Origin of the sequence: Streptomyces sp. STR69, assembly GCF_024519455.1 — a bacterium.
GTDB lineage: Bacteria > Actinomycetota > Actinomycetes > Streptomycetales > Streptomycetaceae > Streptomyces.
The window spans coordinates 22,162-45,319 of sequence record NZ_JALJRY010000014.1; the positions used below are offsets into that span (position 1 = coordinate 22,162).

Annotated in this window: 21 protein-coding genes; 13 read left to right on the plus strand and 8 right to left on the minus strand. The window is 71.3% G+C overall.

What is annotated here, in order from left to right; genetic code table 11:
* Window positions 1–31 precede the first annotated feature (31 nt).
* Entirely contained in the window at window positions 32–778 is a 747-nt protein-coding gene (locus tag OC490_RS25495; protein WP_262060323.1) for an SDR family oxidoreductase, read from the plus strand.
* 52 nt (window positions 779–830) lie between these two features.
* Here the strand turns inward: OC490_RS25495 and OC490_RS25500 are convergent, their stop codons facing one another.
* Window positions 831–1,496 carry a nitroreductase gene (locus tag OC490_RS25500; RefSeq protein WP_262060324.1) on the minus strand — a complete coding sequence of 222 codons (666 nt, stop codon included), beginning with the start codon at window positions 1,494–1,496 and terminating at the stop codon, window positions 831–833.
* 51 nt (window positions 1,497–1,547) lie between these two features.
* Entirely contained in the window at window positions 1,548–3,104 is a 1,557-nt protein-coding gene (locus tag OC490_RS25505; RefSeq protein WP_262060325.1) for a cytochrome b, read from the minus strand.
* Between the two features lie 279 nt (window positions 3,105–3,383).
* Between OC490_RS25505 and OC490_RS25510 the strand changes: the two genes are divergently transcribed.
* On the plus strand, window positions 3,384–4,262 hold the full coding sequence (locus OC490_RS25510) for an RNA polymerase subunit sigma (protein ID WP_262060326.1): 879 nt from the start codon (window positions 3,384–3,386) through the stop codon (window positions 4,260–4,262).
* A gap of 96 nt (window positions 4,263–4,358) precedes the next feature.
* Here the strand turns inward: OC490_RS25510 and OC490_RS25515 are convergent, their stop codons facing one another.
* Together OC490_RS25515 and OC490_RS25520 are read right to left on the minus strand one after the other, a co-directional pair.
* Window positions 4,359–4,700 carry a hypothetical protein gene (locus OC490_RS25515; RefSeq protein WP_262060327.1) on the minus strand — a complete coding sequence of 114 codons (342 nt, stop codon included), beginning with the start codon at window positions 4,698–4,700 and terminating at the stop codon, window positions 4,359–4,361.
* A gap of 35 nt (window positions 4,701–4,735) precedes the next feature.
* Entirely contained in the window at window positions 4,736–6,091 is a 1,356-nt protein-coding gene (locus OC490_RS25520) for an NAD(P)/FAD-dependent oxidoreductase (RefSeq protein WP_262060328.1), read from the minus strand.
* 147 nt (window positions 6,092–6,238) lie between these two features.
* On the opposite strand from OC490_RS25520, the gene OC490_RS25525 reads away from it, so the two are divergent.
* From OC490_RS25525 to OC490_RS25535, 3 genes are all read left to right on the plus strand, one after another.
* Entirely contained in the window at window positions 6,239–6,400 is a 162-nt protein-coding gene (locus OC490_RS25525; protein ID WP_026178601.1) for a hypothetical protein, read from the plus strand.
* Between the two features lie 148 nt (window positions 6,401–6,548).
* Window positions 6,549–7,280 (plus strand): ABC transporter ATP-binding protein, encoded by a 732-nt coding sequence (locus OC490_RS25530; protein ID WP_262060329.1) that lies wholly within the window; start codon window positions 6,549–6,551, stop codon window positions 7,278–7,280.
* Window positions 7,281–7,419: 139 nt separating this feature from the next.
* Window positions 7,420–8,406, plus strand: coding sequence for an ABC transporter ATP-binding protein (locus OC490_RS25535; protein WP_410098961.1), 987 nt, complete (start codon window positions 7,420–7,422; stop codon window positions 8,404–8,406).
* Window positions 8,407–8,413: 7 nt separating this feature from the next.
* Here the strand turns inward: OC490_RS25535 and OC490_RS25540 are convergent, their stop codons facing one another.
* Together OC490_RS25540 and OC490_RS25545 are read right to left on the minus strand one after the other, a co-directional pair.
* Window positions 8,414–11,251, minus strand: coding sequence for a hypothetical protein (locus OC490_RS25540; RefSeq protein WP_262060330.1), 2,838 nt, complete (start codon window positions 11,249–11,251; stop codon window positions 8,414–8,416).
* Window positions 11,248–14,520 (minus strand): FtsX-like permease family protein, encoded by a 3,273-nt coding sequence (locus OC490_RS25545; RefSeq protein ID WP_262060331.1) that lies wholly within the window; start codon window positions 14,518–14,520, stop codon window positions 11,248–11,250. Before OC490_RS25545 ends, OC490_RS25540 begins: the two co-directional genes overlap by 4 nt.
* Before the next feature lie 377 nt (window positions 14,521–14,897).
* Here OC490_RS25545 and OC490_RS25550 point away from each other — a divergent pair, with 377 nt between their 5' ends.
* Entirely contained in the window at window positions 14,898–15,689 is a 792-nt protein-coding gene (locus OC490_RS25550; protein ID WP_262060332.1) for a hypothetical protein, read from the plus strand.
* 28 nt (window positions 15,690–15,717) lie between these two features.
* Here the strand turns inward: OC490_RS25550 and OC490_RS25555 are convergent, their stop codons facing one another.
* Both OC490_RS25555 and OC490_RS25560 read right to left on the minus strand, forming a co-directional pair.
* Window positions 15,718–17,091, minus strand: a complete 1,374-nt coding sequence (locus OC490_RS25555) for an ATP-binding protein (RefSeq protein WP_262060333.1) — start codon at window positions 17,089–17,091, stop codon at window positions 15,718–15,720.
* The gene (locus OC490_RS25560) at window positions 17,088–17,750 is read right to left on the minus strand and encodes a response regulator transcription factor (protein WP_262060334.1); all 663 of its coding nucleotides are present in this window, start codon (window positions 17,748–17,750) and stop codon (window positions 17,088–17,090) included. The genes OC490_RS25555 and OC490_RS25560 overlap by 4 nt, the downstream gene beginning before the upstream one ends.
* A gap of 123 nt (window positions 17,751–17,873) precedes the next feature.
* Between OC490_RS25560 and OC490_RS49400 the strand changes: the two genes are divergently transcribed.
* The 7 genes from OC490_RS49400 (at window position 17,874) to OC490_RS25595 (ending at window position 23,155) form a co-directional block, all read left to right on the plus strand.
* The gene (locus OC490_RS49400) at window positions 17,874–18,284 is read left to right on the plus strand and encodes a hypothetical protein (protein ID WP_315986705.1); all 411 of its coding nucleotides are present in this window, start codon (window positions 17,874–17,876) and stop codon (window positions 18,282–18,284) included.
* A 46-nt stretch (window positions 18,285–18,330) separates the two neighbouring features.
* Window positions 18,331–19,188 (plus strand): DUF1206 domain-containing protein, encoded by an 858-nt coding sequence (locus tag OC490_RS25570; protein ID WP_262060335.1) that lies wholly within the window; start codon window positions 18,331–18,333, stop codon window positions 19,186–19,188.
* A gap of 117 nt (window positions 19,189–19,305) precedes the next feature.
* A complete protein-coding gene (locus OC490_RS25575) occupies window positions 19,306–20,178 on the plus strand; it encodes a SigB/SigF/SigG family RNA polymerase sigma factor (RefSeq protein WP_410098964.1) in 873 nt (290 codons plus the stop codon).
* 34 nt (window positions 20,179–20,212) lie between these two features.
* Complete coding sequence (locus OC490_RS25580; RefSeq protein ID WP_262060336.1) at window positions 20,213–20,644, plus strand: hypothetical protein; 432 nt, start codon at window positions 20,213–20,215, stop codon at window positions 20,642–20,644.
* A gap of 71 nt (window positions 20,645–20,715) precedes the next feature.
* Complete coding sequence (locus OC490_RS25585) at window positions 20,716–21,528, plus strand: alpha/beta fold hydrolase (RefSeq protein ID WP_262060337.1); 813 nt, start codon at window positions 20,716–20,718, stop codon at window positions 21,526–21,528.
* On the plus strand, window positions 21,525–22,796 hold the full coding sequence (locus tag OC490_RS25590) for a PP2C family protein-serine/threonine phosphatase (protein WP_262060338.1): 1,272 nt from the start codon (window positions 21,525–21,527) through the stop codon (window positions 22,794–22,796). The genes OC490_RS25585 and OC490_RS25590 overlap by 4 nt, the downstream gene beginning before the upstream one ends.
* A complete protein-coding gene (locus tag OC490_RS25595; RefSeq protein WP_262060339.1) occupies window positions 22,793–23,155 on the plus strand; it encodes an STAS domain-containing protein in 363 nt (120 codons plus the stop codon). Before OC490_RS25590 ends, OC490_RS25595 begins: the two co-directional genes overlap by 4 nt.
* The last annotated feature ends 3 nt before the right edge of the window (window positions 23,156–23,158 follow it).

The following is a 23,158-nucleotide window of genomic DNA, read 5'->3' on the forward strand; positions in this document are numbered from 1 at the left end:
GGCATCAGGCAAACCCGAAAGGAATTCCGTCATGAAGGTCGTAGTGATCGGTGGAACCGGGCTCATCGGTTCGAAGGTGGTCGCCGGGCTCGGCGGGCACGGGCACGAGGTGGCCGTGGCGGCGCCCAGCACCGGTGTCAACACGCTGACGGGCGAGGGCCTGGCCGAGGTCCTGAAGGGTGCGGCGGTGGTCGTCGACGTGTCCAACTCGCCCTCGTTCGAGGACCAGGCGGTCATGGACTTCTTCCGCACCTCGACGACGAATCTGCTGAAGGCCGAGACCGAGGCGGGCGTCGCGCATCACGTGGCACTGTCCGTCGTCGGCACCGAACGGCTCCAGGGGAGCGGGTACTTCCGTGCCAAGCAGGCCCAGGAAGACCTGATCAAGGCGTCCGGCAACCCCTACTCCATCGTCCACGCCACCCAGTTCTTCGAGTTCGCGAAGGGACTCGCCGACGGGGTCACCGTGGGCGACACCGTGCACCTGCCCGACGCGAAGATCCAGCCCATCGTCTCCGACGACGTGGCCGAGGCCGTCGCCCGCGCCGCGGTCGGGGACCCGGTGGGCGGCGTGGTGGAGGTCGCCGGTCCCGAGGCGTTCCAGCTGGAGGAGTTCATCCGCATGGGACTCTCGGCCCAGGACGACCCCCGCAAGATCGTCACGGACCCGCAAGCGACGTACTGGGGCGCCGAGTTGGAGGAGAACACGCTCCTGCCGGGGCCTGACGCACACATCGCCGGGACGCGGTTCGCCGACTGGCTCACGCGCCAGAAGTAGAGGCTGTTCGTTCCGGGTGGCCCTTTCCTCCGAAAGGGCCACCCGGGCTGTTTCAACCCTCGACGAACGTGACCGTCTCCCCGATCGGTGCCCTGCCCGTACGGGCGTTGTCGACCGTGACGTCCTCGAATCCGATCGACATGCCGCAGAAGAGCATGAGCTCGGCCGGCGGTGACAGGACCTCCGCGACGCTTCGGTGGAACTTCGCCCATGCCATCTGCGGACAGCTGTGCAGCCCTTCGGCGCGCAGCAACAGCATGACGGTCTGCAGATACATGCCGGTGTCCGACCACTGGGCCGGACCCAGATCGCGGTCGATGTAGCAGAACAGGGCGGCGGGCGCGCCGAAGCAGTCCCAGTTCGCGGAAGCGGCCCGCTGGCGCGCCTCCACGTCCTCGCGCGGGATGCCGAGGGCGCCGTAGCGCTGCTCGCCGAAGGCGGACCGACGCTCTCGGTAGGGGGATTTCAGCACGGGCGGGTACTGCTCGTACTCCGGCTCGTCCCAGGCGTCGCCCGCGGCCAAGCGCTCGCCGGCGCGCTTCTTGATCTCGGCCAACGGCCCGCCGGTCACCACGTAGGGGTGCCACGGCTGGAGGTTCGATCCGGACGGCGCCCAGGCCGCGGCGGACAGCACACGCTCCAGCACCTCCCTCGGGACATACCGGTCGGTGAATCCGCGCACCGCCCGCCGGCTCGTGACCGCCTCGTACACGTCCAAGACGTCCCCACTCCTCATCTGCTCAACTGCGCGTCTGTTCAACGGGTTTGGTCACCGGTGAACTTCTTTGGCCGGTATTTTCCTGTCTTCGTAATCCTGTGGCGACGGTTTGGTGATCTGCGCGCCCTCGCCGTAAAGGCCCTGGCTGAGCCGGGAGCGCAGATTCCGGGTGCCGCTGTCGATCGGGCGGTACTGCTCATGCTGGGTGAGAAGGTGGAGTTGATCCTGGTCGAGCGGCTCGTGCAGCTCGACGAACTCGCCGTCGGGCAGGCGTTTGACGATGCCGGTCTCGCGTCCGTGCAGTACTTTGTCGCGGTCACCGCGCTGAAGTCCGAGCGCCCATCGCTTCGTTACGGAATAGGCCGCGACAGGCACGACGAAGAGACCGATGCGGACAGCCCAAGTCACCGACTCGACCGCGACATGCAGACGGACGGCGATGATGTCGTTCCCCGCGCCGATCAGCGCCACCGCATAGAAACTCAGCCACGCGACGCCAAGTGCCGTTCGTACGGGCCGGTTACGCGGTCGGTCCAGCAGATTCTGTGCGCGCCTGTCACGGGTCACCCAGGACTCGATGAACGGATACACGCCCAGGGCGAGGAAGAAACCGACCCCTGCGGTCAGCGGAATCAGGTTGTCGAGCGCGAGGGTATGGCCCCAGAAATTGATCTCCCAGCCCGGCATCACCCGCAGCAGTCCGTCAGCCACCCCCATGTACCAGTCGGGCTGCGAACCGGCCGAAACCTGGTCGGCGCGGTAAGGGCCGTACTGCCAGACGGGGTTGATCTGCGCGACCGCGGCGATGACGAGGACGGCACCGGACACCAGCAGGAAATACCCGCCCGACTTGACGGCGCGTACCTTGGTCGGCACGCCCACGACATTGCTGTTGGTGCGTCCTCGGCCCGGGTACTGGGTGTGTCCGTGGTAGAGCATCAGGGCGAGATGGGCGGTCAGGAGTCCCACCATGAGGGCGGGGATGATGAGCACGTGGATGGTGTTGAAGCGGGCCACGAGTTCGTGGCCCGGGAACTCGCCTCCGAAGAGGAACATCGACAGGTACGTTCCGACGATCGGAATGGAAAGGATCGTTCCGTTCACGACGGCGAGGCCGGTTCCGGACAGCAGGTCGTCCGGGAGGTCGTATCCCGTCAGTCCCGCGAACATGGCGAGGACCAACAACAGGAATCCGAATACCCAGTTGACCTCGCGCGGTTTGCGGAAGGCGCCCGTGAAGAACACCCGCATCATGTGGGCGAGTAGGGAGGCGACGAAGATCAGCGCCGCCCAGTGGTGGGCCTGCCGGATCAGCAGACCGCCGCGGACGTCGAAGGAGATGTGCAGGGTCGAGGCGAACGCCTCCGACATCATCTGGCCGCGCAGCGGTGCGTAACTGCCGTTGTACTGCACCTCCTTCATCGACGGATGGAAGTAGAAGGTCAGATACACGCCCGTGACGACGAGAATGACGAAGCTGTAGAGACAGATCTCTCCCAGCAGGAACGACCAGTGGTCCGGAAAGGCCCGTCGCGCCTTCTCTCTGACCAGGCGCTGGACGCCCAGGCGCCCGTCGGCCCAGTCGGCCACCTTTTCACCCTTGCCCATATCGCTGCCGCCCCTCGTCGCACGGCGTTCCCTTTCCGTTGAAGAGCTCGGGATCTACGTGCAGGCAGGCTGCCCGCTCACGCCAGTGCATGGCATGGTCACCTCGTTCGGCAGTCGGAGAAGAAATGCGGTGTCGCCCTGTAAGACCGGGCCGCCGCCGAATGTGTGACACGCGATCACCGCGGGCGTGTGTCACAGGACCCGAGGGTCCTTGGTCTTAGGGGTGAGCCCGTGCCCCTGCCGCGTGCGGGGCCGTGCGAGCGAGAGGGCGGGTGCGCCATGGACCAGGGTGATGCGGTGCCGATCGCCGAGCTGTGGGAGGAGCGTCGGTATCTGCTCGATGTCGCCCACTGGATGCTGGGCGACCCGGGAGCAGCGGAAAGCGTCGTCGACGAGGCCTATCGGCGGTGGTACGGGCTGTCCGGTGCGGCGCGTCGGCAGGTCGCCGTTCCCCGGTCCTGGCTGGCGAGGACCGTGGGCGGGATCTGCCTGGGCCGGCCCGCACTGCCCGGCCGGGGTGCGGCCGGCCACGAGGTGGGGCATGGACGGCCGTCGGAGGCGGAGGAGGAAGCCGGCCGGGTCGTACTGAACGCGCTGGAGTCGCTGCCGACGGCCGAGCGCGCGGCGTTCGTGTTCCGTGCCTTCGGGATGGCCCCCGGCGCGGTCGCCGACATCGTGGGCCGCACGGAGCCGGAACTCGCCGAGCTCGCCGCACGGGCCAGGCAGTGGCTGCGGTCGCAGCGCACCCGCTCCACCGCACCGCACCAGCACGACACTGTCGTCCACGCAGTACGCCGGGCATGCGTCACGGAAGACGGCGAACTGCTCACCTCGCTGCTGTGCCCGGACGCCACGGCGTTCTTCGACGGCGGCGGCAAGGTACGGGCGCTGACCGGACCGGTCCACGGCAGTCGGCCGGTCGCCGACAACCTGCTGACACTCCTGGCCCGCCGCCCGCACACCACCCTGATCACCCACTCAGTCAACGGCCGGACCGGCCTCGTCGCCCGCTACGGTCGCCAGGTCACCGCCGTCATCAGCGTCGACGTCGCGAACGACCGGGTTGCCCAGTTCTGGGTCATGCTCAACCCGGACAAACTGTGGCCCTGGAACCAACCTCGTGCCGACGGTGGTACCGACCTGGACGCGGGCCCGTGACCGCGTGAGGGACGTCACGCCGCCGCCGACGCACACCGAACGGCACGGCGTCGGCGGTACGGACGCGCACCGGCGTGCCCAGTCGGCGCGAGGCGGTCAGCGCGACGATTCCAGGATCACCACGACGACGGCGCTCATCGCCAGGGTGACGAGGGCCATGGCGATGAGTGTTCCCCGGAGCCAGTGCCGGATCCGGGCCTGGTGCTGCGCCTCCATCGCGTCGAGGCGTTCGGCGATGTGGTCGGTGACCATGCGGGCGACGTGCCTCTGCTCGTCGACGTACCACTTCCCGATGTCCCGCTGCTGCTCGGGAGTGAGCCCCTCCACACGCGTGGTGAGGTCCGCCACGCGGCGGTACGTCGCTCCCATATGAGCCTCCTGGTACAGGAACCCCTCGATGTCGCTCAGGCCGCGAGCGGCCTCCTCACGTGCGGTCATGGCGTACCCCCGGTGGAATCGAGAACCCCGCGCGTTCATGGCGTGCTCCGTTCCTTCGTACGGCCGGCACCCGGGACCTGCGTGAGCTCACCCGTGACGAACGCGTCCCGTGGATGCTGCACGGAGGCGAGCGACACGAGGTCCCGGCCCGTCAGAACCGCGGTCAGCCAGACCGCCAACACGCGGATCTTCCGCTCCCAACTCGGCACCGCCAGCACGTGATAACCCCGATGCATCAACCATGCCGGGAATCCCTTGATGACGATGCCCTTGTACTGGAAGATTCCCCGCCCGAGTCCCAGCGTCGCCACCACGCCGAGGCTGCTGTGACGGTAGGTGCGGACGGGCTTCCCGCGCAGGTCGGCCACGAGGTTCCTGGCGAGGAGCCTGCCCTGCCGTACGGCGTGCTGGGCGTTCGGCACCGTGCGTGCGCCCGGCACCGGCGAGGCGAGGTCGGGAACGGACGCGTCGTCGCCGGCCGCCCACACGTCCGGCACCAGCTCGCTCTCCGTGCCCACGCGCAGATCGGCGCGGACCAGCAGCAGGCCCCGCTCGTCGACCGGGAGGTCCGTGTGGTTGTGCACGACGGGGTTCGAGGCGTTGCCCGCGGTCCAGACGATCAGCGTGGAGTCGTACTCCTGGCCGTCGGAGAGGACGACGTGGCCGTCCTCGGCGGACAGCAGCTGGGTGTTGAGGTGGACATGTGCGCCCCGGCGTTCCAGATGGCGCACCACCCAGGCACCGGGGTTGTCGCTCACCTCGGGCAGGATGCGGCCCCGGGCCTCGACCAGGTGGAAGGACAGGTCGTCGAGGGTCAGTTCCGGATAGGCCTTGAGCATCGCGGTCGCCAGCGAGAGCAGTTCACCGAAGCCCTCGACGCCGGAGAACCCGCCTCCCACGAACGTGACGGTGAGCAGCTTCCGCCGCTCGGGGCCGGGCGGGAGCGACGCGGCCTGGTCGAACGCGGTCATCAGCCGGTCACGGATCGCCACCGCCTCCTCCACGTGCTTGAGACCGATGGCCTGCTGCGCGAGTCCGGGGATGGGGAAGGTGCGGGTCACGGCACCGGCGGTGACCACGAGGATGTCGTAGCGCAGCTCGTAGGCGTCTCCGCGCACGGGGCGGACGGTCACCGTACGGTCCGCCGCACGGATCCCGGTCACGGTCCCCGCGATCAGCCGGGTACGGCTCAGGTGCCGCCGCAGCGAGACGACGGCATGTCGCGCCTCCACCGAACCGGCGGCCACCTCCGGCAGGAAGGGCTGATAGGTCATGTACGGGCGCGGGTCGACGACGGTGACCCGCGCCTCGCCCCGACGCAGCTTCTTCTGCAGGCCCCATGCGGTGTAGAAGCCCGCGTAGCCGCCGCCGACGATCAGAATCTCTCGCATGATTCCCTCTGCTTCGTTGTCCGTCACTACATAGACCGAGCAGGCCGCGCAGATGTGACACGCGAGGCGGTCACGGACACCGCCCGGGGAATCCGTGGGCGTGAACGAGGAATGGGCGGGCAGACGGAGGTTCGGAGGTTGAAAACTATGATTCCCCTGCTTCTTGTTCTTCTGCTGGCCCTGATTCTCTTCGGTGCGGGTTTCGCGCTGAAGATTCTGTGGTGGGTCGCGATCATTGTCCTGGTGCTGTGGCTCGTCGGTTTCGTGGCCCGTCCGAAGGGCGGGAGTGGCCGCTGGTATCGGTGGTAGCGCTGCTTTTCGGCACGCGGAGACAATTCCCGTGACACCGAAGTGGAAAAGGGGGCCGGCGGATTGTCCGCCGGCCCCCTTTTCTCCCGGGGGAGTTGTTGTCGCGTGACGCCGCAGCGCCTGTCGGGTCCGGCGTACCCTACGGTGCATGGGCGAACTGGCCAGTGGCCGCAGTGCTGTTGTGGATGTCGGGGCGCCGACCGGCGACATGGTGGTGGTCGAGGACCTGCGTCGTACCTACGGCAGCGGCGAAACCGCCGTGCACGCCCTGCGCGGTGTCTCCTTCAACGTGCCGCGCGGTGAACTCGTCGCCCTCAGGGGCCGATCCGGCTCAGGCAAGACCACCGTGCTGAACCTGGTCGGCGGTCTCGACACTCCCGACGGCGGCCGGATCACCCTGGACGGCACCGACCTGGCCGGCCTCGGCGAGGACGACCTGCTGGCGCTGCGCCGCGACCGCATCGGCTTCGTCTTCCAGTCCTTCGGTCTCATCCCGATTCTGACCGCGGCCGAGAACGTCGGGGTCCCGTTGCGGCTGCGGAAGGTCCCGGCCCGCGAGCGCGAGGCCCGCGTCGGCCTTCTGCTCTCCCTCGTCGGTCTCTCCGACCATGCCGACCAGCGTCCCGGCGAACTGTCCGGCGGCCAGCAACAGCGCGTCGCCATCGCCCGCGCGCTCGCCAACAACCCGGCCCTGATCATCGCCGACGAACCCACCGGCCAACTCGACGCCGACACCGGTCTCACCGTGATGGACCTGCTGCGTGCCGTCGTCCACAGCGAATCCGTCACCGCCCTCGTCGCCACCCACGACACCCAACTCCTCGCGCTGGCCGACCGCGTACTGGAACTCCGCGACGGCCGTATCGTCGAGGACAGCTGACGCCACCCACCGCCCCGCACTCCACCCGCCGTTCCGCATGCCGTCGGCCCGGCGGATCCCGCCCCTCGCGTGGACTTCCGCACTAGCCTGGCCGCTGTCCGACCGCGTCATCACCAGACTTCACCTCCCGGGAGACCGCGTGGCAGTTCCTCAACAGCGCACCGTGGCACCGGACTTGGACGAGCTGCGGCGGCGGGCCACCGCGGCTGCCGCCCCGCGACGCGAAGAGGGGCTGGTCGTCTGCGAGAACCTGGTGCGGATCTACCAGACCGAGGGCGTCGAAGTGCAGGCCCTCCAGGGTCTCGACCTGGCCGTGGCCGAGGGCGAGATGATCGCGGTGATCGGTGCCTCCGGCTCCGGCAAGTCCACCCTGCTGGGCATACTCTCCGGCCAGGACGTGCCGACCGCGGGTGCCGCCGAGGTCGCCGGACACGACCTGTTGGCGATGAAACGCCGCGACCGGCTCAACTACCGCCGTACCACTGTGGGTTTCGTCTGGCAGCAGACCTCCCGGAACCTGCTGCCCTATCTCTCGGCGGCCGAGAACGTGATGCTCCCGATGACGTACACCGGGATCAAACGCTCCCAACGGCGGGCCCGCGCCGAGGAGTTGCTCGACCTGCTGTCCGTCGGCCACTGCCGGGACCGCACCCCCGACACGCTCTCCGGCGGCGAGCAGCAGCGGGTAGCGGTCGCCGTCGCCAACGCCAACGAGCCCCGGGTGCTGTTCGCCGACGAACCCACCGGCGAACTCGACACCGCCACCAGCGACGAGGTCTTCGCCGCACTGCGCCGGGCCAACGAGGACCTGGGCGTCACCGTGATCGTGGTCACCCACGACGCGCTGGTGTCCGAACAGGTCCAGCGCACCGTCCTGATCCGCAACGGCCGCACCTCGACCGAGGTACTGCGCCGGATCGCCACCGGCGAGGACGGCGTCGACGTGCTCACCGCCGAGGAGTACGCGGTCCTGGACGCCAGCGGCCGGCTGCAGTTGCCGGGCGAGTTCACCGAACGCCTGCACATGCGCAAGCGGGTGCGGCTCGCGTTGGAGAGCGACCACATCGGCGTATGGCCGGACGAGGCCGCACGGCGGGCGAAGTCCGAGGCCGAGGGCGCGATTTAGCAGGCGTTCACGTCAGGCGAAGTACCGACCCCAACCGGCGTCTGCGGGCGAGGACCGTCTCGGTGGCCGCCGCCGTCAGGATCAGTGCGGTCACGCCGGCGACGAGTGCGAGGGTCAGCGAGTAGTCGGTCCGCAGCGCCGGCTGGACGGGGCCGCCGGTGAACTGTCGTAGGTCCAACGTCCCCGCCATGAGCCGTGGTTCGAGCAGCCCGAGCAGCGTGCCGCCCACCGCCGAGGCCACCGCCAGTGGCAGCAACTGGAGGAAGTGCAGTGCGCCGGCTTCCCTGCCGCCGAGTCCCAGCGTGCGCAGGAACGACGTGGTGCGGCTGCGTTCGTCGGAGGTGAGGGTGAGCTCCAGGGCGAGCGCGAGCAGGCCCGTGAGCGCGGCGAGGATCGAGGTGACGGTGTAGATCGTGCCGAGTCCTCGTGTCAGGCCGTCCGCGCGCAGGGTGTTCAGCGTCTCGGAGCGGACCCGGATCCGGGCCAGCGGCCCGAGCGCCCTGGCCGCCGCCGACCGCAGTGCCGCGGGCTCGGTGTCGGCGGGAGTGTCGCCCTTGAGGAGCAACACGGTGCTTCCTGAAGGCTGTTGGGCCAGCAGACGCCCGGCGTCGGCGGTGGTGATCAGCAAGGGTGTCCCGGCGGGGATCTGCGCCGTGACCGGCCCCAGGAGGGGGTCGTCGAGTTGCGCGGAGGTGAGGGTGCCGACCGGCTTGAGGGTCAGGTCCACCGGAGGCCGGCCCGGGGTCACCACCGTGGTGGTGAAGCCGCCGGTGCGCTCCCTCGCCCGGAGACCGGGGGAGAGGAGTGACGGCAGCGGGGTGCTCGCGTCGGCCCGGGTCCCCGTCAGCCCGGACAACAGGGCTTCGGCCAGCGGTGACTTCGGGGCGACGACGGCCAGCCGCCGGGGATCCACGGTGATCACGGCGACCTGGGGAATCGCCGCCCCGTCGGCCTGTCCCGCCAGGTCGAGGATGCGCAGCTGCTGGACGGCGGTCCGTATTCCGGTGGTGGCGGCCCCGGGCGCCGTGGTGCCGGCGGAGGCTTCGGTCCCGGACACGGTCGCGCTCGCGTCGGCGCCGGTGGTCCAGGCCGCCCCCGAGGTCAGACCCTCGGCGATCGTACGGTGCACAAGGCCGCCGAACACGGCCGTGCCCAGGGTCAGCACCAGGACGAACAGGGCCAGCCCGGTCGCCGGGGCGTCATGGGCGGCCCGGGCCGCTCCGACGAAGCCCACCGTTCCCCGGCCGCGCCGGGCCTGCCCGAGCACCAGGCGCAATACGAACGGATAGACCCGCAGCAGGAGCAGTACGACGGCCAGCGCCACCAGCACCGGCACCGCGCCCAGAATCCCGTCCGGGCCCTGCGAGCGCAGTGCGACCACCCCGGCCGCCGCCGCGAGCAGCACCGTCAGCTCCAGGACCAGGCGCCGGCCGACGACCGTCTTCCGGCGTGTGCGCCGCAGCCGGCCGGGTCTGCGCGGCTCGCGGACCGTGAGCCAGGTCATCAGCGGCACCGTCAGCGCCACCACGGCGGTGGCGCAGGCTGCGGGCACCGGCTGCGGCGATCCGGAGGTGCCGGTGGGCGCGAGAGCCCGTCCGGCCGCCCAGCCGAGCAGCGCGGCGGTCAGTACCACCGGCCAGGCCACGGCACAGCGCAGCAGGACCAGCCGCGCGGTGGACGCGCCCCGCGCGCGCTGCAACCGCAGGTGCGACTGCCTTCGGCGCAGCAGCAGCCGTACCGCTACCGCGGTGGTGGCCAGCGCGACCGCGGCCAGCGCGTCGACGGCGAACGTCGCGAGGGACCGGGCCTGTTGGTCCTGCGCGGTGAACGCGGCGAGCATCGGTGTCAGGAAGTCGGTCAGCAGGAGGGGCCCGGTGGTCTGGCCGTCGATCTGGCAGGCGATGTCTCCGGTGATCGGGTCAACTCCCTGGCACAGGGCCGCGCTCAGGTCCGCGCTGTACTGGGACAGCGGTCCGGTCAGGGCACGGGCCTGGTCGAGCGCCGCTCCGGACAGGTCGGCGCGCAACTCCCAGGTCACGCGCGGGCCGCCCACTCCGGTGCCGGCCAGCAGGTCGGCGCCGTCGAGGCCGACGAGACCGCGGACGGCGAGCACGGTGCCCGCGGAACGCTCCTGAGGGTGGCGCGACGGCTGGTCCAGGGTCTCCCGGCCGGTCCAGAAACCGTCGGTCGCGGCCGTGGTGCGATAGACCCCGCTCACCAGCAACTCCGCCTGGGGCGGGGCGTTTTGCACCCCAGGCGTTTTCGCGAACTCAAGCGTCAGTCGGCTGCCGACCCGGACACCCAGCGCCCGCGCGGTGGTCTCCGACAACCCGATCTGCGGCGCGGTGGCCAACGGAGTGCGGTCGGCCGGCGCGTGGCCGCTGACGTAGCGCAGATGGGGCCGCGCGGACGGCAGATAGCTGACCGTCAGCTGGGTGCTGGTGTTCGCCGGTCCGGGCGGTCGCGGTGAGAGCAGGGACGCCTGGTCGTAGTCGTAGCTGCCGCCGCCGTTGAAGGCCACGTGCCGCGCTGCCCCGCCGCCGAGCTGCTTGGTGAGGGTGCGGCCCGCGCCGAGCAGGGTGGCCATGTCCACGGCGGGCGGCTGGGTGTTGAAGACCTCCGGTGTGGTGCTCAGGCTGATCAGGGGCGCCTGGGCCTGCGCCGCGTCGACCCGCTGCCGTAGCGCCCGGTCCTCCTGGCCGCCCGCGAAGGCGGGGGCCCAGGCGCACAGTGCCGTCAGTGCCAGGACCAGCACGCCGAGGCAGGCCAGCAGAGGCAGGTCGCCTCGGGTCTCCTTGCGGATCAGGCGGCCCGTCACCGACTCGTTTCCGGCCGTACGGCTCAACGGTCTTCCCCCGCTCGCAGCACACGTACCAGGTCCACCCGGGACAGCAGTCGGGCCAGTGTCAGCACGACCGCGCTGATGGCCAGCGCGGTCGCCAGCGCGGTCAGCGCCACGGTGCCCCAGGGGATGATCTGCGGCAGCGGCGGATAAGGGGCCTGTCCGCTGTCGTCCACGGTGACCAGCGGCAGCACCGCCGCAGCCAGCGCCATGCCCATCAGCGCACCCGGGACCACCGCGAACAGCGCCAGACTCAGCTGCTCGGCGCCCAGCAGCGCGGACAGGTTCTTGGCCCGGACGCCGATCGCCCGCAGCAACGCGAACTCCTTGCGGCGCTGCCGGGTGGAGACCACCGCGTGCACGGTGAAGGCGATGACCGCGAATCCGGGGGCCAGATAACGGACCAGTTCCAGCGTCCGGCGCAGTCCGGTGCGGAACGGGTCGGCCTGGAGGGACGCGGCGGTCTGCGCCGTGGTGGTGACCCCGCCCAGCGCGGGCTGCGCCGCCACGGCTGCGGCCGTACGCGCGCTGTCGGTGCTGCCGAGCCACCAGAACGCGGGATCCTCCTGGTCCACGCCGGCCTGTGTCAGCGCGGTGGCGAGTTGCCGCTGATCGGCGATCAGATGCCCCTGTCCGCGGCCCAGTCCGGGCAGCGAGTCGACTCGGCCCACGATCCGGGCGGTGACCCGGCCCTCGCCCAGGTCCAGGGTGGTGGTGCCGCCCACGCTCAGCCGCGCCTCGCGCAGCGTCGTGGCGTCGGCGCGCACCGGAAGCGGCGCAGGACCGCCCGCCGGACCCGCCACCAGCCGCACCTGGCTGCCCGGCTGGGTGTCGTAGTCGCTGTCGGACAGCCCCCCGAAGGCGTCCGAGGTCGCCCGGGAGGGCCGGATACCGGTGCTGATGACGGTCCGGAGCACGTCGGTGCTGCCGGGAGCGATCGAGCACACCCCGGGGGTGCCCGGTTCGTAGCTGCCGTTCAACTGCCCTTTGCAGGCGCCCTCGGTGGAGTCGGCGGCGTGGTCCGTGCCGTCGGCCCAGAGCTGCTCGCCGGGGAGCCGGGTGACCCAGGAGTCCGTGGTGTCGCGCGCGCCGACCCGGATCAGTTCCAGGTCCAGGCGCGCCGGACGCGTGTTCGGCTGTGGCAGGACGTTGACGGCGGTCACCGTCAGCGGATACTCCCGTGGGTGGCCGCCGCTCAGCGCCACGGCGAGCGGGATCGCGACGGTGTGTCTGGCCCCGTCGGCGGTGGGCAGCCGGGTCGTCACGACGCTGACGAGGCCGGACGCGTCCTGCACGGTCAGCTCCAGGCTCGGCGCCACGCGGCTGCCGTCGCTGCGCAGCCGCTCGTCGAGCAGCAGCGCGGTCGGCCGCCCGGGGAGCGGTATCCCGGACACGACCGGTGCCGGCGTGCGGGGAGCGGGCCCACCGACCGTCCCGACCAGGTCCTCGGTGGCGCCGCCGGGCAGGTTCGCCGTCGACCGCGTCACCGGGGTCACGCTGGTGACCGCCGGCAGCGCGCGATAGGCGGCGCCCAGGACCGGGGAGGGGTAACCGTCGTCCGCCGAGGGGGAGATCCGCACGTCCGCGCCCACGGTGAACGCGGCCTGCTCGGACGCCAGGCCGCCCAGACAGGCCAGCGCGGTGGTGGCGAAGGCGCTCACCGACATGGCCAGGCACATCAGCACCACCGGCCCCGCGTTGCGCGCCGCCCGTCGGCCCAACTGCCAGCCGGCCAGCGGGAGTACGAGACCCCGACTACGCCGGCCGAACGCGTCCAGCAGCAGAGAGGTCAGCGGCAGCAGCCGCAGCAGCAGGAGCGCGGCGGCACCGGCCACCAGGGTCGGCACCAGGACCAGCACCGGGTCCGCGGAGGCGCTGCCGGTGCCCACGTCGGAGATCAGCGAGTGGTGCCGCCGTAACTCCAGATAGCCCAGGGCCGCGACGGCCAGCAGGGCCAGGTCGGCGCCGAGCCGCTGTGCGGCGGCGGCCCGTGCGCTGCGGGTCGGCCGCGACCGGGCCGACGGCAGCACGGGCAGCAGCACGGCCGCCGCGTGCACCAGCAGGGTCAGGCCCACCGCCGCCCATGCGTCGGTGCCCCGTCGGCCGGGGTGCAGCAGCCCGGCCAGGAAGGGAGCGGCGACGGCGGCCGGGACGCCGGTGAGGGCCCACTCGGCCGCCGCGCCGCGCAGCAACCTCGGGGTGCCGGCGCCTCTGGCCTGCTGGAGCGACAGCTCCTCGCGTCGGCGCACGGTCAGCTCGCGGGCGGCCAGCACCAGGGTGGCCAGGGCGAGGACCGCCAGCAGCACGCTCGGCAGGTACAGCGAGGACCGGGCCGCCACCGTCGGCACCGTCAACTCGTCGATCGCGCCCGGCAGTCCGGAGGCCACCGTCACATCGGCCAGCGACGGCTGATGCCCGCCGAACACCGACACGCCGCTCTGGCTGCCGGAGAAGGCGCGCAGCCGGTCGCCGAGAGCGGTGAGGCCGTCCGCGTCGAGCCGGGAGAGGTCGGGCTGCACGCTCCAGTGGGCCGTGAGATGCCCGTTCAGGACGGCGCTGCCGTTGAGAGCCGACGCCGACACCACCAACAGGTCCTGGTCGGCGGTCTCTCCCTGGGCGAGGTCGCCGGCCATCGCGGGCCAGAACCCGACGGCACCGGTCGCGCGGAAGACGCCGGTGATCCGCAGGGTCATGGCGCGGTTGAAGGCGTCCTGCACGCGCAGGCTGGAGCCGGGCCCGATGCCCAGGCGCTTCGCCAGCGCGTCCGGCACCGCCGTGTCGACCGGGGCGGTGGACCCGGTGGAGACCCTGACCTCGGGCAGCGAGGTGAACGCGCCGGCCGGGGCGTCGGCGGTGCCGGCGGGCCACCGCCCGGCGGTCAACCGCCCGAACCTGCCCCCGTCCTGCACCGCGACCGGATGCAGCCCGGTGCCTCCGGGAGTGCGCGGCGGGCCCGCGACCCCGTCGACGCCCGTCACCGAGACCGGCGAGGTGCCCAGCAGCCCCACATAGGTCCGCTGCGGCACCCCGGCGAACACCCGGTCGGCGGCGGCCCGCACATCGTGGTCGGCGGCGGCCATTCCCCCGGCCAGGAAGGACGCGTTGACGTTCACCTGCGCGTCGAGGTCGGCGGCCAGCCGCCGTACGGCACCGGCCTGCACCGAACTGCCCGCCAGTGAGGCGAGGGTGGCGAGTGCCGTCGCGCACAGCAGCACGGTCACCGCGACGGCGGCCAGCACCAGCCCGTGCTGTGCGGCCCGCCTGGCGACCACGGGAAGCCGCCGCCGGGCCGGGCGCCGGGCACCGGGGCCTCGCCGTGGCGAAGACCTGACGGCCGTGGCGACCACATGAACCCCCGCAGAATCGAACATGTGACGTACGGCGCGCCACAGTCCTACCAGGCACGCTTCGGGCGACGCAAGAAACGCCGATCACCGGCGCCCGCGAACCGACCTTGTGCATGGCTTCGGTTGAGGCGCGGGAGCGGTGCTTGTACCACCGGCCGTACGCGGCTGACCAGGCCTTCGGTCGTAGCGTTCAGGTTGCGTTCAGGCTTGTGCGGGCCTCGGCCAACTCACGCACCAGAAGCGCAAAAGCTCTGGCAAAGGGGGCTGGGACGACTGCCGGACACCGTGTCATCGTGCCTGCCATGACGACAGATCACCTTGCGCACCATCGGCCCCCGGGCCACGTACTCCACACGGCGAGCAAGGTGCCGGAGGTGACCGTCTACTTCTGGATCATCAAGGTGCTGACGACCGGAATGGGCGAGACGGCCTCCGATTTCCTGGCCCACGCCTGCGGACCGATCCCGGCCGTCGGCCTCGGCGGCCTTGCCCTGGTGGGCGCCCTGGCGGTGCAGTTCGCCGTCCGGCGGTACGTGGCCTGGATCTACTGGACGGCGGTGGTCATGGTCAGCGTCTTCGGCACGATGGCCGCCGACGTCCTGCACGTCGGCCTCGGCGTGCCGTACACGCTCTCGACGCCGTTCTTCATGGCCGCGCTGGCCGCGGTCTTCGCCCTCTGGTACCGCTCCGAGGGCACCCTGTCCATCCACAGCATCCACACCCGGCGCCGCGAACTCTTCTACTGGGCCACGGTGTTGGCCACCTTCGCCCTGGGCACCGCCGCCGGGGACCTCACCGCGACGATCGGCCTCGGCTACCTGGGCTCCGCCGTCCTGTACGCCGTCGCGATCGCCGTTCCGGCCGTCGCCCACCGGTGGGGCGGTCTGAACGCGGTGGCCGCGTTCTGGACGGCGTACGTCATCACCCGCCCGCTCGGGGCGTCCGTCGCCGACTGGATGGCCGTGGGCCACGGCCGGGGCGGCCTCGCGATGGGGCTCGGCCCGGTCACGCTGTCCTGGACGGTGGCCATCCTCGGCTTCGTCGGCTATCTGGCCGTGTCCCGCAAGGACGTGGGGCGCCCCGCGCTGCAGTGAGGGCCGGGCACGCCGAATCGCGGAGTCGTCACCCTGCGGGCAGCGTGACGACGAACCGTGCCCCGGTTGCGTGCCCGGCGTCGTACGTGACCTCGCCGCCGGCCGAGCGGGCGAGGCGCCGGGCCAGGGGCAGGCCGAGGCCCGCCCCGCCGTGACCGTCGCCCGGATCCGCCCGTCGGCCGGGCTCGAAGAGCAGCCCGGCGAACGCGGGCGGCACGCCGGGGCCGTCGTCGGTGACGTCGACGCCCACACCATCGGGTGTGCGGTGCACGCGGACGGCGACGGTGGAGCGGGCGTAGCGGCACGCGTTGGCGAGGAGCGGGCTGACGATGCGTTCGAGAAGGGCGGGCGGCACTCCGGCCACCAGGGACGGGCCGTCGACGGTGACCGTCAAGTGGCCCTCCGGGCAAGGGACTTCGGCCAGCCGCCGTAGCGTGGGCAGGATTTCCGCGGTGCCCGGAGCGGTGAGTGTGCCGTCGCGGGCGTCGGCCAGGAGGGTGTCGCAGATGGTCCGCATGGACTCGGCGGCCTCCGCGATGACCTGGTGACTGGCGCGGGTCTGGTCGGCCGTGCGGGGGCGGGCCCGCCACCAGTCGAGCTCGGCGATGATCCGGCTCAGGGGTGTACGCAGCTCGTGCGAGAGTTCCCCGGTGAGCTGTCGCTCGTGGCGCAGCAGGGTGCGGATGCGGTCGAGTATGGAGTCCAACGACGCGCCGAGACGGGCGAGTTCGGCCGGATGCCGCAGGGTGCCGAAGCGTTCCCCGGAGGCCACGGCGCTCCACTGGCCGGCCTGGTCGGTCATCGTGCGCACGGGACGCAGGGCGCGGCCGACCGCCAGCCGGGTCAGGACGTAGGTGCAGGCGAGCATGACGGCGTCCAGGGCGAGTGATCCCAGGAGCAGGGTGTCGGCGGAACTCCGGTACGGGGAGAGGTCCAGCGCGGTGACGATCGTGGCCCCGCCGGTGCTGCCGGGGACCGGGTGGGAGCACAGGCGCAGCGGCCCGTGGACGTCGGCGGTGACGCACCGCTGCCCGCCGCGCCGGGCGAGCGCGTCGGCGACCCGGGTCAGTGAGCCCGAGGCCGGCGGCGCCTCCAGCAGTTGCCGGCCGGAGTAGATCCACACGTCGGCGTCGAGGAGTTCGTCGTGGGAGGTCTCCAGGACCCGGACCTTCGGGCCGCTGGTGTCGATCGTCGTCGCGACTGCGGCGGCGCGGGTGCGCAGTTCGTCGTCGGCCTGGTGCTGAAGGCGGTGGCCGGCCACGGCGTTGAAGGCGACGGTCAGGACCAGCATCAGCAGGGTGGCGGTGACGAGGGCCACGAGCGAGAGCCGGCCGCGCAGTGTGCGGGGTGCCGCACGGCGGAGGAGGGCGGTCGCGCGCCACCGGCGAGGAAGGCCGCTCATGCCAGGTGATGGCCGATCCCGCGAGCCGTGCCGATCGTCCGGTCGCTGCCCGCCGCGCGCAGCTTGCGGCGCAGCCGGGTCAGGTACTGGTCGAGGGTGTTGTCGTGCACCCGTGCCCCCTCGGGCCAGCCCGCCCGGACCAGTTCGCGGCGGCTGACGATCCCGCCGTGGGCCGCCATGAGCGCGGCCAGCAGCCGGAACTCGGTCGGCGTCAGATCGACCTGCGATCCCCGGACGTCGACCGTGTGCCGGACGGCGTCCAGCACCAGGTCCCCCGCCGTGGCGGCGGGCCGTGGCGCGGCCCGTTTGAGGGCCGCCCGCAGCCGGGCGGCGAGTTCGGCGAGATGGAAGGGCTTGGACAGATAGTCGTCGCCACCGGCCGAGAACCCCGACAGCCGGTCGGGCAGCCGGTGGTGCGCGCTGAGGAAGACGACGGGGGAGCGGAACCCGTTCGCGCGCATCGCCTGGCACACGTCCCGCCCGTCGGCGTCGGGCAGCCCGATGTCGAGTACGGCGGCACAGATGTCGTCGGTCGCCAGCCGCAGGGCGGTGGCGCCGTCCGACGCGGGGACGGTGTCGAAGTCCTCGTCGCGCAACCCGCGCATCAGCACGTCCCGCAGGGCGTGATCGTCCTCCACGACCAGGATGGTCCGGCGCATGATGCTCCCCTGGGTGACTACAATTCTGTAGACCGTCTACGGCACTGTAGACGATGGCGGGGTGGGAGCGCGCCGCACGGCAGTCACGATGCGTTCAGGTGTCCGATGGCACGGTCGGGCCGCATGACATACGAAGCCTCCGAGACGTCCGCGAACAGCGCGCCCGCTGTCGCCGCTCGACCGCGCTGGAACACCAGTTTCTGGATCGCCTACATCCTCACCCGTCCACTCGGCGCCACGGCCGGCGACGTCCTCACCGAGCCGACCGCCAAGGGCGGCCTCGACCTCGGTACGACGGGCTCGTCGGCCGGACTCCTCGCGATGCTGATCACCCTGACGGGCCACGCCCTCCTCGAAGAACACCGACCGGAGCGTCACCCGGCTCGCCTCCCCGCCGCCCGGGACACGCGGCGAGCGCGACCGGGTCACCGAGCGGACGGGCTGACCACACCGCCCGTACCGCATCCGCACGGCACCCCCTCCGACGGACATCGAAGCGCCCGACCGGGGCACGCGGGAGTGCGGGCCACATGACGTGCGCCCGCACATCGGCCCGTCCAGTGTTTCCAGGAAAGGCATCATGACGTCGTCTCATACACACAAGTGGGGCCTGAGGAACGGCAGTTCCGCCGGCCGCCAGAACCGGACGCCGGGAGCGGCCGAGGGGAAACAGACGCTGTCCGCCATGGGGCGCGCCGGATTCGTCGCACGAGGCGTCGTCTACGTCCTCGTCGGCGCCCTCGCCCTGCGGATCGCGTTCGGCGACAGCGGCCCGGAGGCGGACCGGCAGGGCGCGTTGCAGCAGGTCGCGGCGCAGCCCTTCGGGAAGGCGATGCTGTGGATGCTGGTCGTCGGCTTCGGCTGCATGGCGATCTGGCGGGGCTCGCAGGCACTGCTGTCCAAGGGGCCGAAGAACAAGGTCGGTTCGCGGTTGCTGGACGGCGGCCGGGCCGTGTTCTACGGCTTCGTCTGCTGGGGTACGGCATCCTTCGCCGCCGGTACCGGTGGATCGTCCGGCAGTGACGCCAAGTCACGGGACTGGACCGCCTCGGCGCTGAAGCTGCCGGGCGGCCAGGTCCTGGTGGGTCTCGTCGGCTGCGTCCTGATCGGAGTCGGTGCGACCCTGGCGGTGCGCGCGCTGATGCGGCGTTTCCTGCGGAGGCTGGAGACCGGGAGGATGAGCCGTCGGGTACGGCAGGTCGTCACCGCTCTCGGTGTGGGCGGCGGTGCGGCGCGCGGTGCCGTGTTCGCCGGGGTGGGCGTCTTCGCGCTGGTGGCGGCCGTCCGCTTCGACCCGGACCAGGCCAAGGGCATGGACGCCACGCTCCGCAGCTTCGCGCACACTCCGGTGGGCCCGTGGCTGCTGGTTGCCGTGGCCGTCGGGCTCGTCCTCTTCGGCGGCTTCTCCTTCGCGTCGGCGCGCTGGCGCCGCCTGTGACCGGTGCTCGGAGCGTCCGATCCCGGGGTCGGGGAAACAAAGACCGTCCGCGCGGACATGAAGTCGCCCGGAGCGGGCACGTGGGGTTCGTCCTGTCCTCCCACTTAAGGCGGCATCGTGGTTTCCTCCGCGAACACCCTCGGCGCAACTGCCCCTGCCCGCACGGGAACACGGCAGGCAGCGGACGAACTGCCGCAGATCGAGGACGGCGCCAAGGTCGCTCCCAAGGACGCGCGCGTGCTGTCGAGGCTGTTCCTGGACCGGCTGCGGGAGTTGGAGGAGGGCACCCGGGAGTACCAGTACGCGCGGAACACGCTGATCGAGATGAACCTGTCCCTGGTGGCCTTCGCCGCCCGCCGCTTCCGCAACCGGGGCAGCGGCGACATGGAGGACGTCATCCAGGTCGGCACGATCGGCCTGATCAAGGCGATCGACCGCTTCGACCTGACCCGCGAGGTCGAGTTCACCTCCTTCGCGATCCCCTACATCGTCGGCGAGATCAAGCGCTTCTTCCGTGACACCACCTGGGCCGTGCACGTCCCGCGGCGCCTCCAGGAACTCCGCGTCGACCTCGCGAAGAGCAAGGAGACCCTCGCCAGCGAACTGGACCGCACGCCCACGGTCAAGGAACTCGCCGCCCATCTGGAGCTGACCGAGGACGAGGTGATCGAGGGACTCATCGCCGCCAACGGCTATGTCGCCGGCTCCATCGACACCCCGGGCGGCGACGACGACACCGACGGCACGCCGAAGTACGCGGACACCCTGGGCGACGCCGATCCGGCCCTGGAACTGTTCGAGGACCTCCACACGCTCGGCCCGCTGCTGCAGCGGCTCGACGAGCGGGAGCGGACCATCATCGAGATGCGCTTCGGCCAGGAGCTGACCCAGGCCGAGATCGGCCGCGTACTGAACCTCTCGCAGATGCACATCTCCCGCCTGCTCAACCGCACCCTCAAGAAGCTGCGTATCGGCCTGCTCTCCCCGTGATCCCCACCCGCACCACGCCGAAAGGTCACCACGGATGAGCGCCGAGCACGACCCGCTCCACCAACCGTCCGCACCGATCGTCACGGAACCGGTACCGGACCTCCAACTCCAGCTGCTGGTACGGCTGCTCGGCCGGGACGCGGGGGCTGCCCTGCCCATCACGCTCACCGTCGGGGGCGCCTTCCTGCACGGCGACCTGATCTCCCACGAGGCGTGGACCACCGACTGGGCACACAGCCTGCACGGTCTCGACGGCCCCGGCGCGAAGCTGCTGGAACGGTTCCCGGAGCAGGTGGACGAGGTGGTCGAGGAGAAGCAGGGCCGGTCCGCACCGCAACGGCTGCCGCAGTGGATCCATCTGCGCGACGCCACCGGTGTCGCCGCCGGTGGCGGGTCCGCGGTCATGCCCCTGTGGCGCGGCCGGCTCGCGGACGTGTCCGGCTGGTCGCTGGGGAAACCGAAGTAGCCGTCGCGGGCGTCCGGCACGGGGGCGGACGGAGTGGGTGGGCGAGGCACCGGTCTGTGAGGATGGGCCCCATGGATGTGCGCAGCAGAAACCAGGTGTCGGTGACCGGCCGCGCCGACGGGCCGGTGGTGGTGCTGGCGCACGGATTCGGGTGCGACCAGCACATGTGGCGGCTGGTGGTGCCGCTCCTGGAACGCGACTTCACCGTGGTGCTCTTCGACCATGTGGGAGCCGGATGTTCCGATCTGTCGGCATGGAGCCCGGAGCGCTACTCCACGCTGGACGGCTACACCGAGGACGTGCTGGAGATCTGCCGTGACCTGGACCTCGGCCCGGTGACCTTCGTCGGGCACTCGGTGAGCGCGATGATGGGCGTCCTGGCCGCCGCGCGCGAGCCCGAGGCGTTCACCGGCCTGGTGCTGCTCGCCCCGTCACCGTGCTTCGTCGACGACCCGGCCACCGGCTACCGCGGCGGGTTCAGCGCCGAGGACGTCGACGAGCTCCTGGGCTCCCTGGACGCGAACTACCTGGGTTGGTCGGGCACCATGGCACCGGTGATCATGGGCAATCCGGAGCGCCCGGAACTGGGGGAGGAGCTGACCAACAGCTTCTGCCGCACCGATCCGGAGATCGCCCGCTCCTTCGCCCGTGTCACGTTCCTGTCGGACAACCGGCAGGACCTCTCCGACGTCACCGTGCCCACGCTCGTCGCACAGTGTTCCCGTGACGCGATCGCGCCCCCGGAGGTCGGCGAGTTCGTACGGTCCCGGATCCGGGGAAGCCGTCTGGTCACCCTGAACGCGACCGGACACTGTCCCCAGCTCGCCGCACCGGAGGAGACGGCCGCCGCGATCACCGAGTTCGTCGAGGCCACCCGCCGATGAACACGGGCGACGCGACCGGGAGCGGCGAGCACAGACCACCCGGGAAACAGTCCGGTGCCGACCACGCGGCGTTCTCCGCCCTCCTGGAGGACAGCGCCGAGGACCTCTACGAACACGCGCCCTGCGGCTACCTCTCCACCCTTCTGGACGGCACGATCGCGAAGATCAACACGACGCTGCTCGACTGGCTCGGCCACGACCGCGGCGACCTGGTGGGCCGTAGGACCTTCTCCGACCTGCTGACCGTGGGCGGCCGGCTCTACCACGAGACCCACTTCGCCCCGCTGCTGCGCATCCAGGGAGAGGTCAGCGGCATCGCCCTGGAGCTGAAGACGACCGACGGAGCCCGGCTGCCCGTGCTGGTGACGTCCACCGTCAAGACCGGAGACGACGGCCGGCCACTGCTGATCCGCACCACCGTCTTCGACGCCCGCGACCGCCGCGCCTACGAGACGGAACTGCTGCGCGCCCGCCGCCAGGCCGAGCGCGAACGCGAAGAACTCATGCGCCTCAACGCCACCCTGCAGCAGACCCTGCTGCCGCCAACTCTGGTGAACGTGCCCGGACTCGACGTCGCCGCGTACTACCACGTCGCCTCCACCGACATGGTCGGCGGCGACTTCTACGACCTCTTCCCGCTCTCCGCCGGAACCTGGGGACTGTTCCTGGGGGACGTGTGCGGCAAGGGTGCCGCCGCGGCGGCCGTCACCTCGCTGGCCCGCTACACACTGCGCGCCGCCGCCGTCTACGACCCCGACCCGGCCGCCGTCCTGAGTAACCTCAACACCGTCCTCAATCACGAGTACAACGGCCACGACCCGCGGTTCTGCACCGTCGTCTTCGGACTGCTCACCCCCGAGGGCGAGCACGGCGGCTTCCGCATCACCCTGGCCAGCGGCGGCCACCCCCCGGCCCTGCTGCTGCACGCCGACGGCAGCGTCGAGCAGGTGGACACCCCCGGTGGACAGCTCATCGGCGTCCTGCCCGACGCCCACATCGCCACCGCCACCGTCCATCTGGCGGCGGGCGACACCCTGCTGCTGTACACGGACGGTGTCACCGAGGCCCGCCAGGCCCGCACCGGCACCGGCGACCGATACGGGGACGAGGCCCTCCTCGACTTCGCCCGGGCGCTGGCCCCCACCACCGCCTCGGAGGCCGTCGCCGCGATCCGCGACCTGCTCGACACCTTCGGCACCGGCATCGACGACGACACCGCCGTCCTCGCCATCAACGTGCCCCGACCGCCCAGCGAAGAGCAGCAGTGACTCAACTCGCCGTACAGACCCGGACCACGCCCGCAGGCCCCGTCGTCGAACTGACCGGCGAGCTCGACTACGACAGCTGCGCCCAGGTACGCGAACTCCTGCCCGCACTCGCGCTCCAGGACGGCCAGCAGCTCGTCGTCGACCTGACCGGTGTCACCTTCTGCGACTCCAGCGGCATCACCGCCCTGCTCGCGGCCCGCAACCACGCCCTCGCCGCCCGGGCGGACATCGCGCTGGCCGCCGTCCCCGCGCACCTCGACCGGATCTTCCACATGGTCGGCCTGGACCAGGTCTTCTCCACCCACCCCACCGCACAGGCCGCCGAAGCGGCCTGGATCCCTCCGACGACCCGAACCTGAACC

Excerpts from the sequence above, each read along its gene's own strand:
- OC490_RS25570 (WP_262060335.1), top strand. The coding sequence starts at position 18,331 with ATGACGTCGTCTCATACACACAAGTGGGGCCTGAGGAACGGCAGTTCC.
- OC490_RS25530 (WP_262060329.1), top strand. The coding sequence starts at position 6,549 with ATGGGCGAACTGGCCAGTGGCCGCAGTGCTGTTGTGGATGTCGGGGCG.
- OC490_RS25555 (WP_262060333.1), bottom strand. The coding sequence starts at position 17,091 with ATGAGCGGCCTTCCTCGCCGGTGGCGCGCGACCGCCCTCCTCCGCCGT.
- OC490_RS25520 (WP_262060328.1), bottom strand. The coding sequence starts at position 6,091 with ATGCGAGAGATTCTGATCGTCGGCGGCGGCTACGCGGGCTTCTACACC.
- OC490_RS49400 (WP_315986705.1), top strand. The coding sequence starts at position 17,874 with ATGACATACGAAGCCTCCGAGACGTCCGCGAACAGCGCGCCCGCTGTC.
- OC490_RS25550 (WP_262060332.1), top strand. The coding sequence starts at position 14,898 with ATGACGACAGATCACCTTGCGCACCATCGGCCCCCGGGCCACGTACTC.
- OC490_RS25505 (WP_262060325.1), bottom strand. The coding sequence starts at position 3,104 with ATGGGCAAGGGTGAAAAGGTGGCCGACTGGGCCGACGGGCGCCTGGGC.
- OC490_RS25525 (WP_026178601.1), top strand. The coding sequence starts at position 6,239 with ATGATTCCCCTGCTTCTTGTTCTTCTGCTGGCCCTGATTCTCTTCGGT.
- OC490_RS25580 (WP_262060336.1), top strand. The coding sequence starts at position 20,213 with ATGAGCGCCGAGCACGACCCGCTCCACCAACCGTCCGCACCGATCGTC.
- OC490_RS25515 (WP_262060327.1), bottom strand. The coding sequence starts at position 4,700 with ATGACCGCACGTGAGGAGGCCGCTCGCGGCCTGAGCGACATCGAGGGG.
- OC490_RS25590 (WP_262060338.1), top strand. The coding sequence starts at position 21,525 with ATGAACACGGGCGACGCGACCGGGAGCGGCGAGCACAGACCACCCGGG.
- OC490_RS25510 (WP_262060326.1), top strand. The coding sequence starts at position 3,384 with ATGGACCAGGGTGATGCGGTGCCGATCGCCGAGCTGTGGGAGGAGCGT.
- OC490_RS25560 (WP_262060334.1), bottom strand. The coding sequence starts at position 17,750 with ATGCGCCGGACCATCCTGGTCGTGGAGGACGATCACGCCCTGCGGGAC.
- OC490_RS25585 (WP_262060337.1), top strand. The coding sequence starts at position 20,716 with ATGGATGTGCGCAGCAGAAACCAGGTGTCGGTGACCGGCCGCGCCGAC.
- OC490_RS25495 (WP_262060323.1), top strand. The coding sequence starts at position 32 with ATGAAGGTCGTAGTGATCGGTGGAACCGGGCTCATCGGTTCGAAGGTG.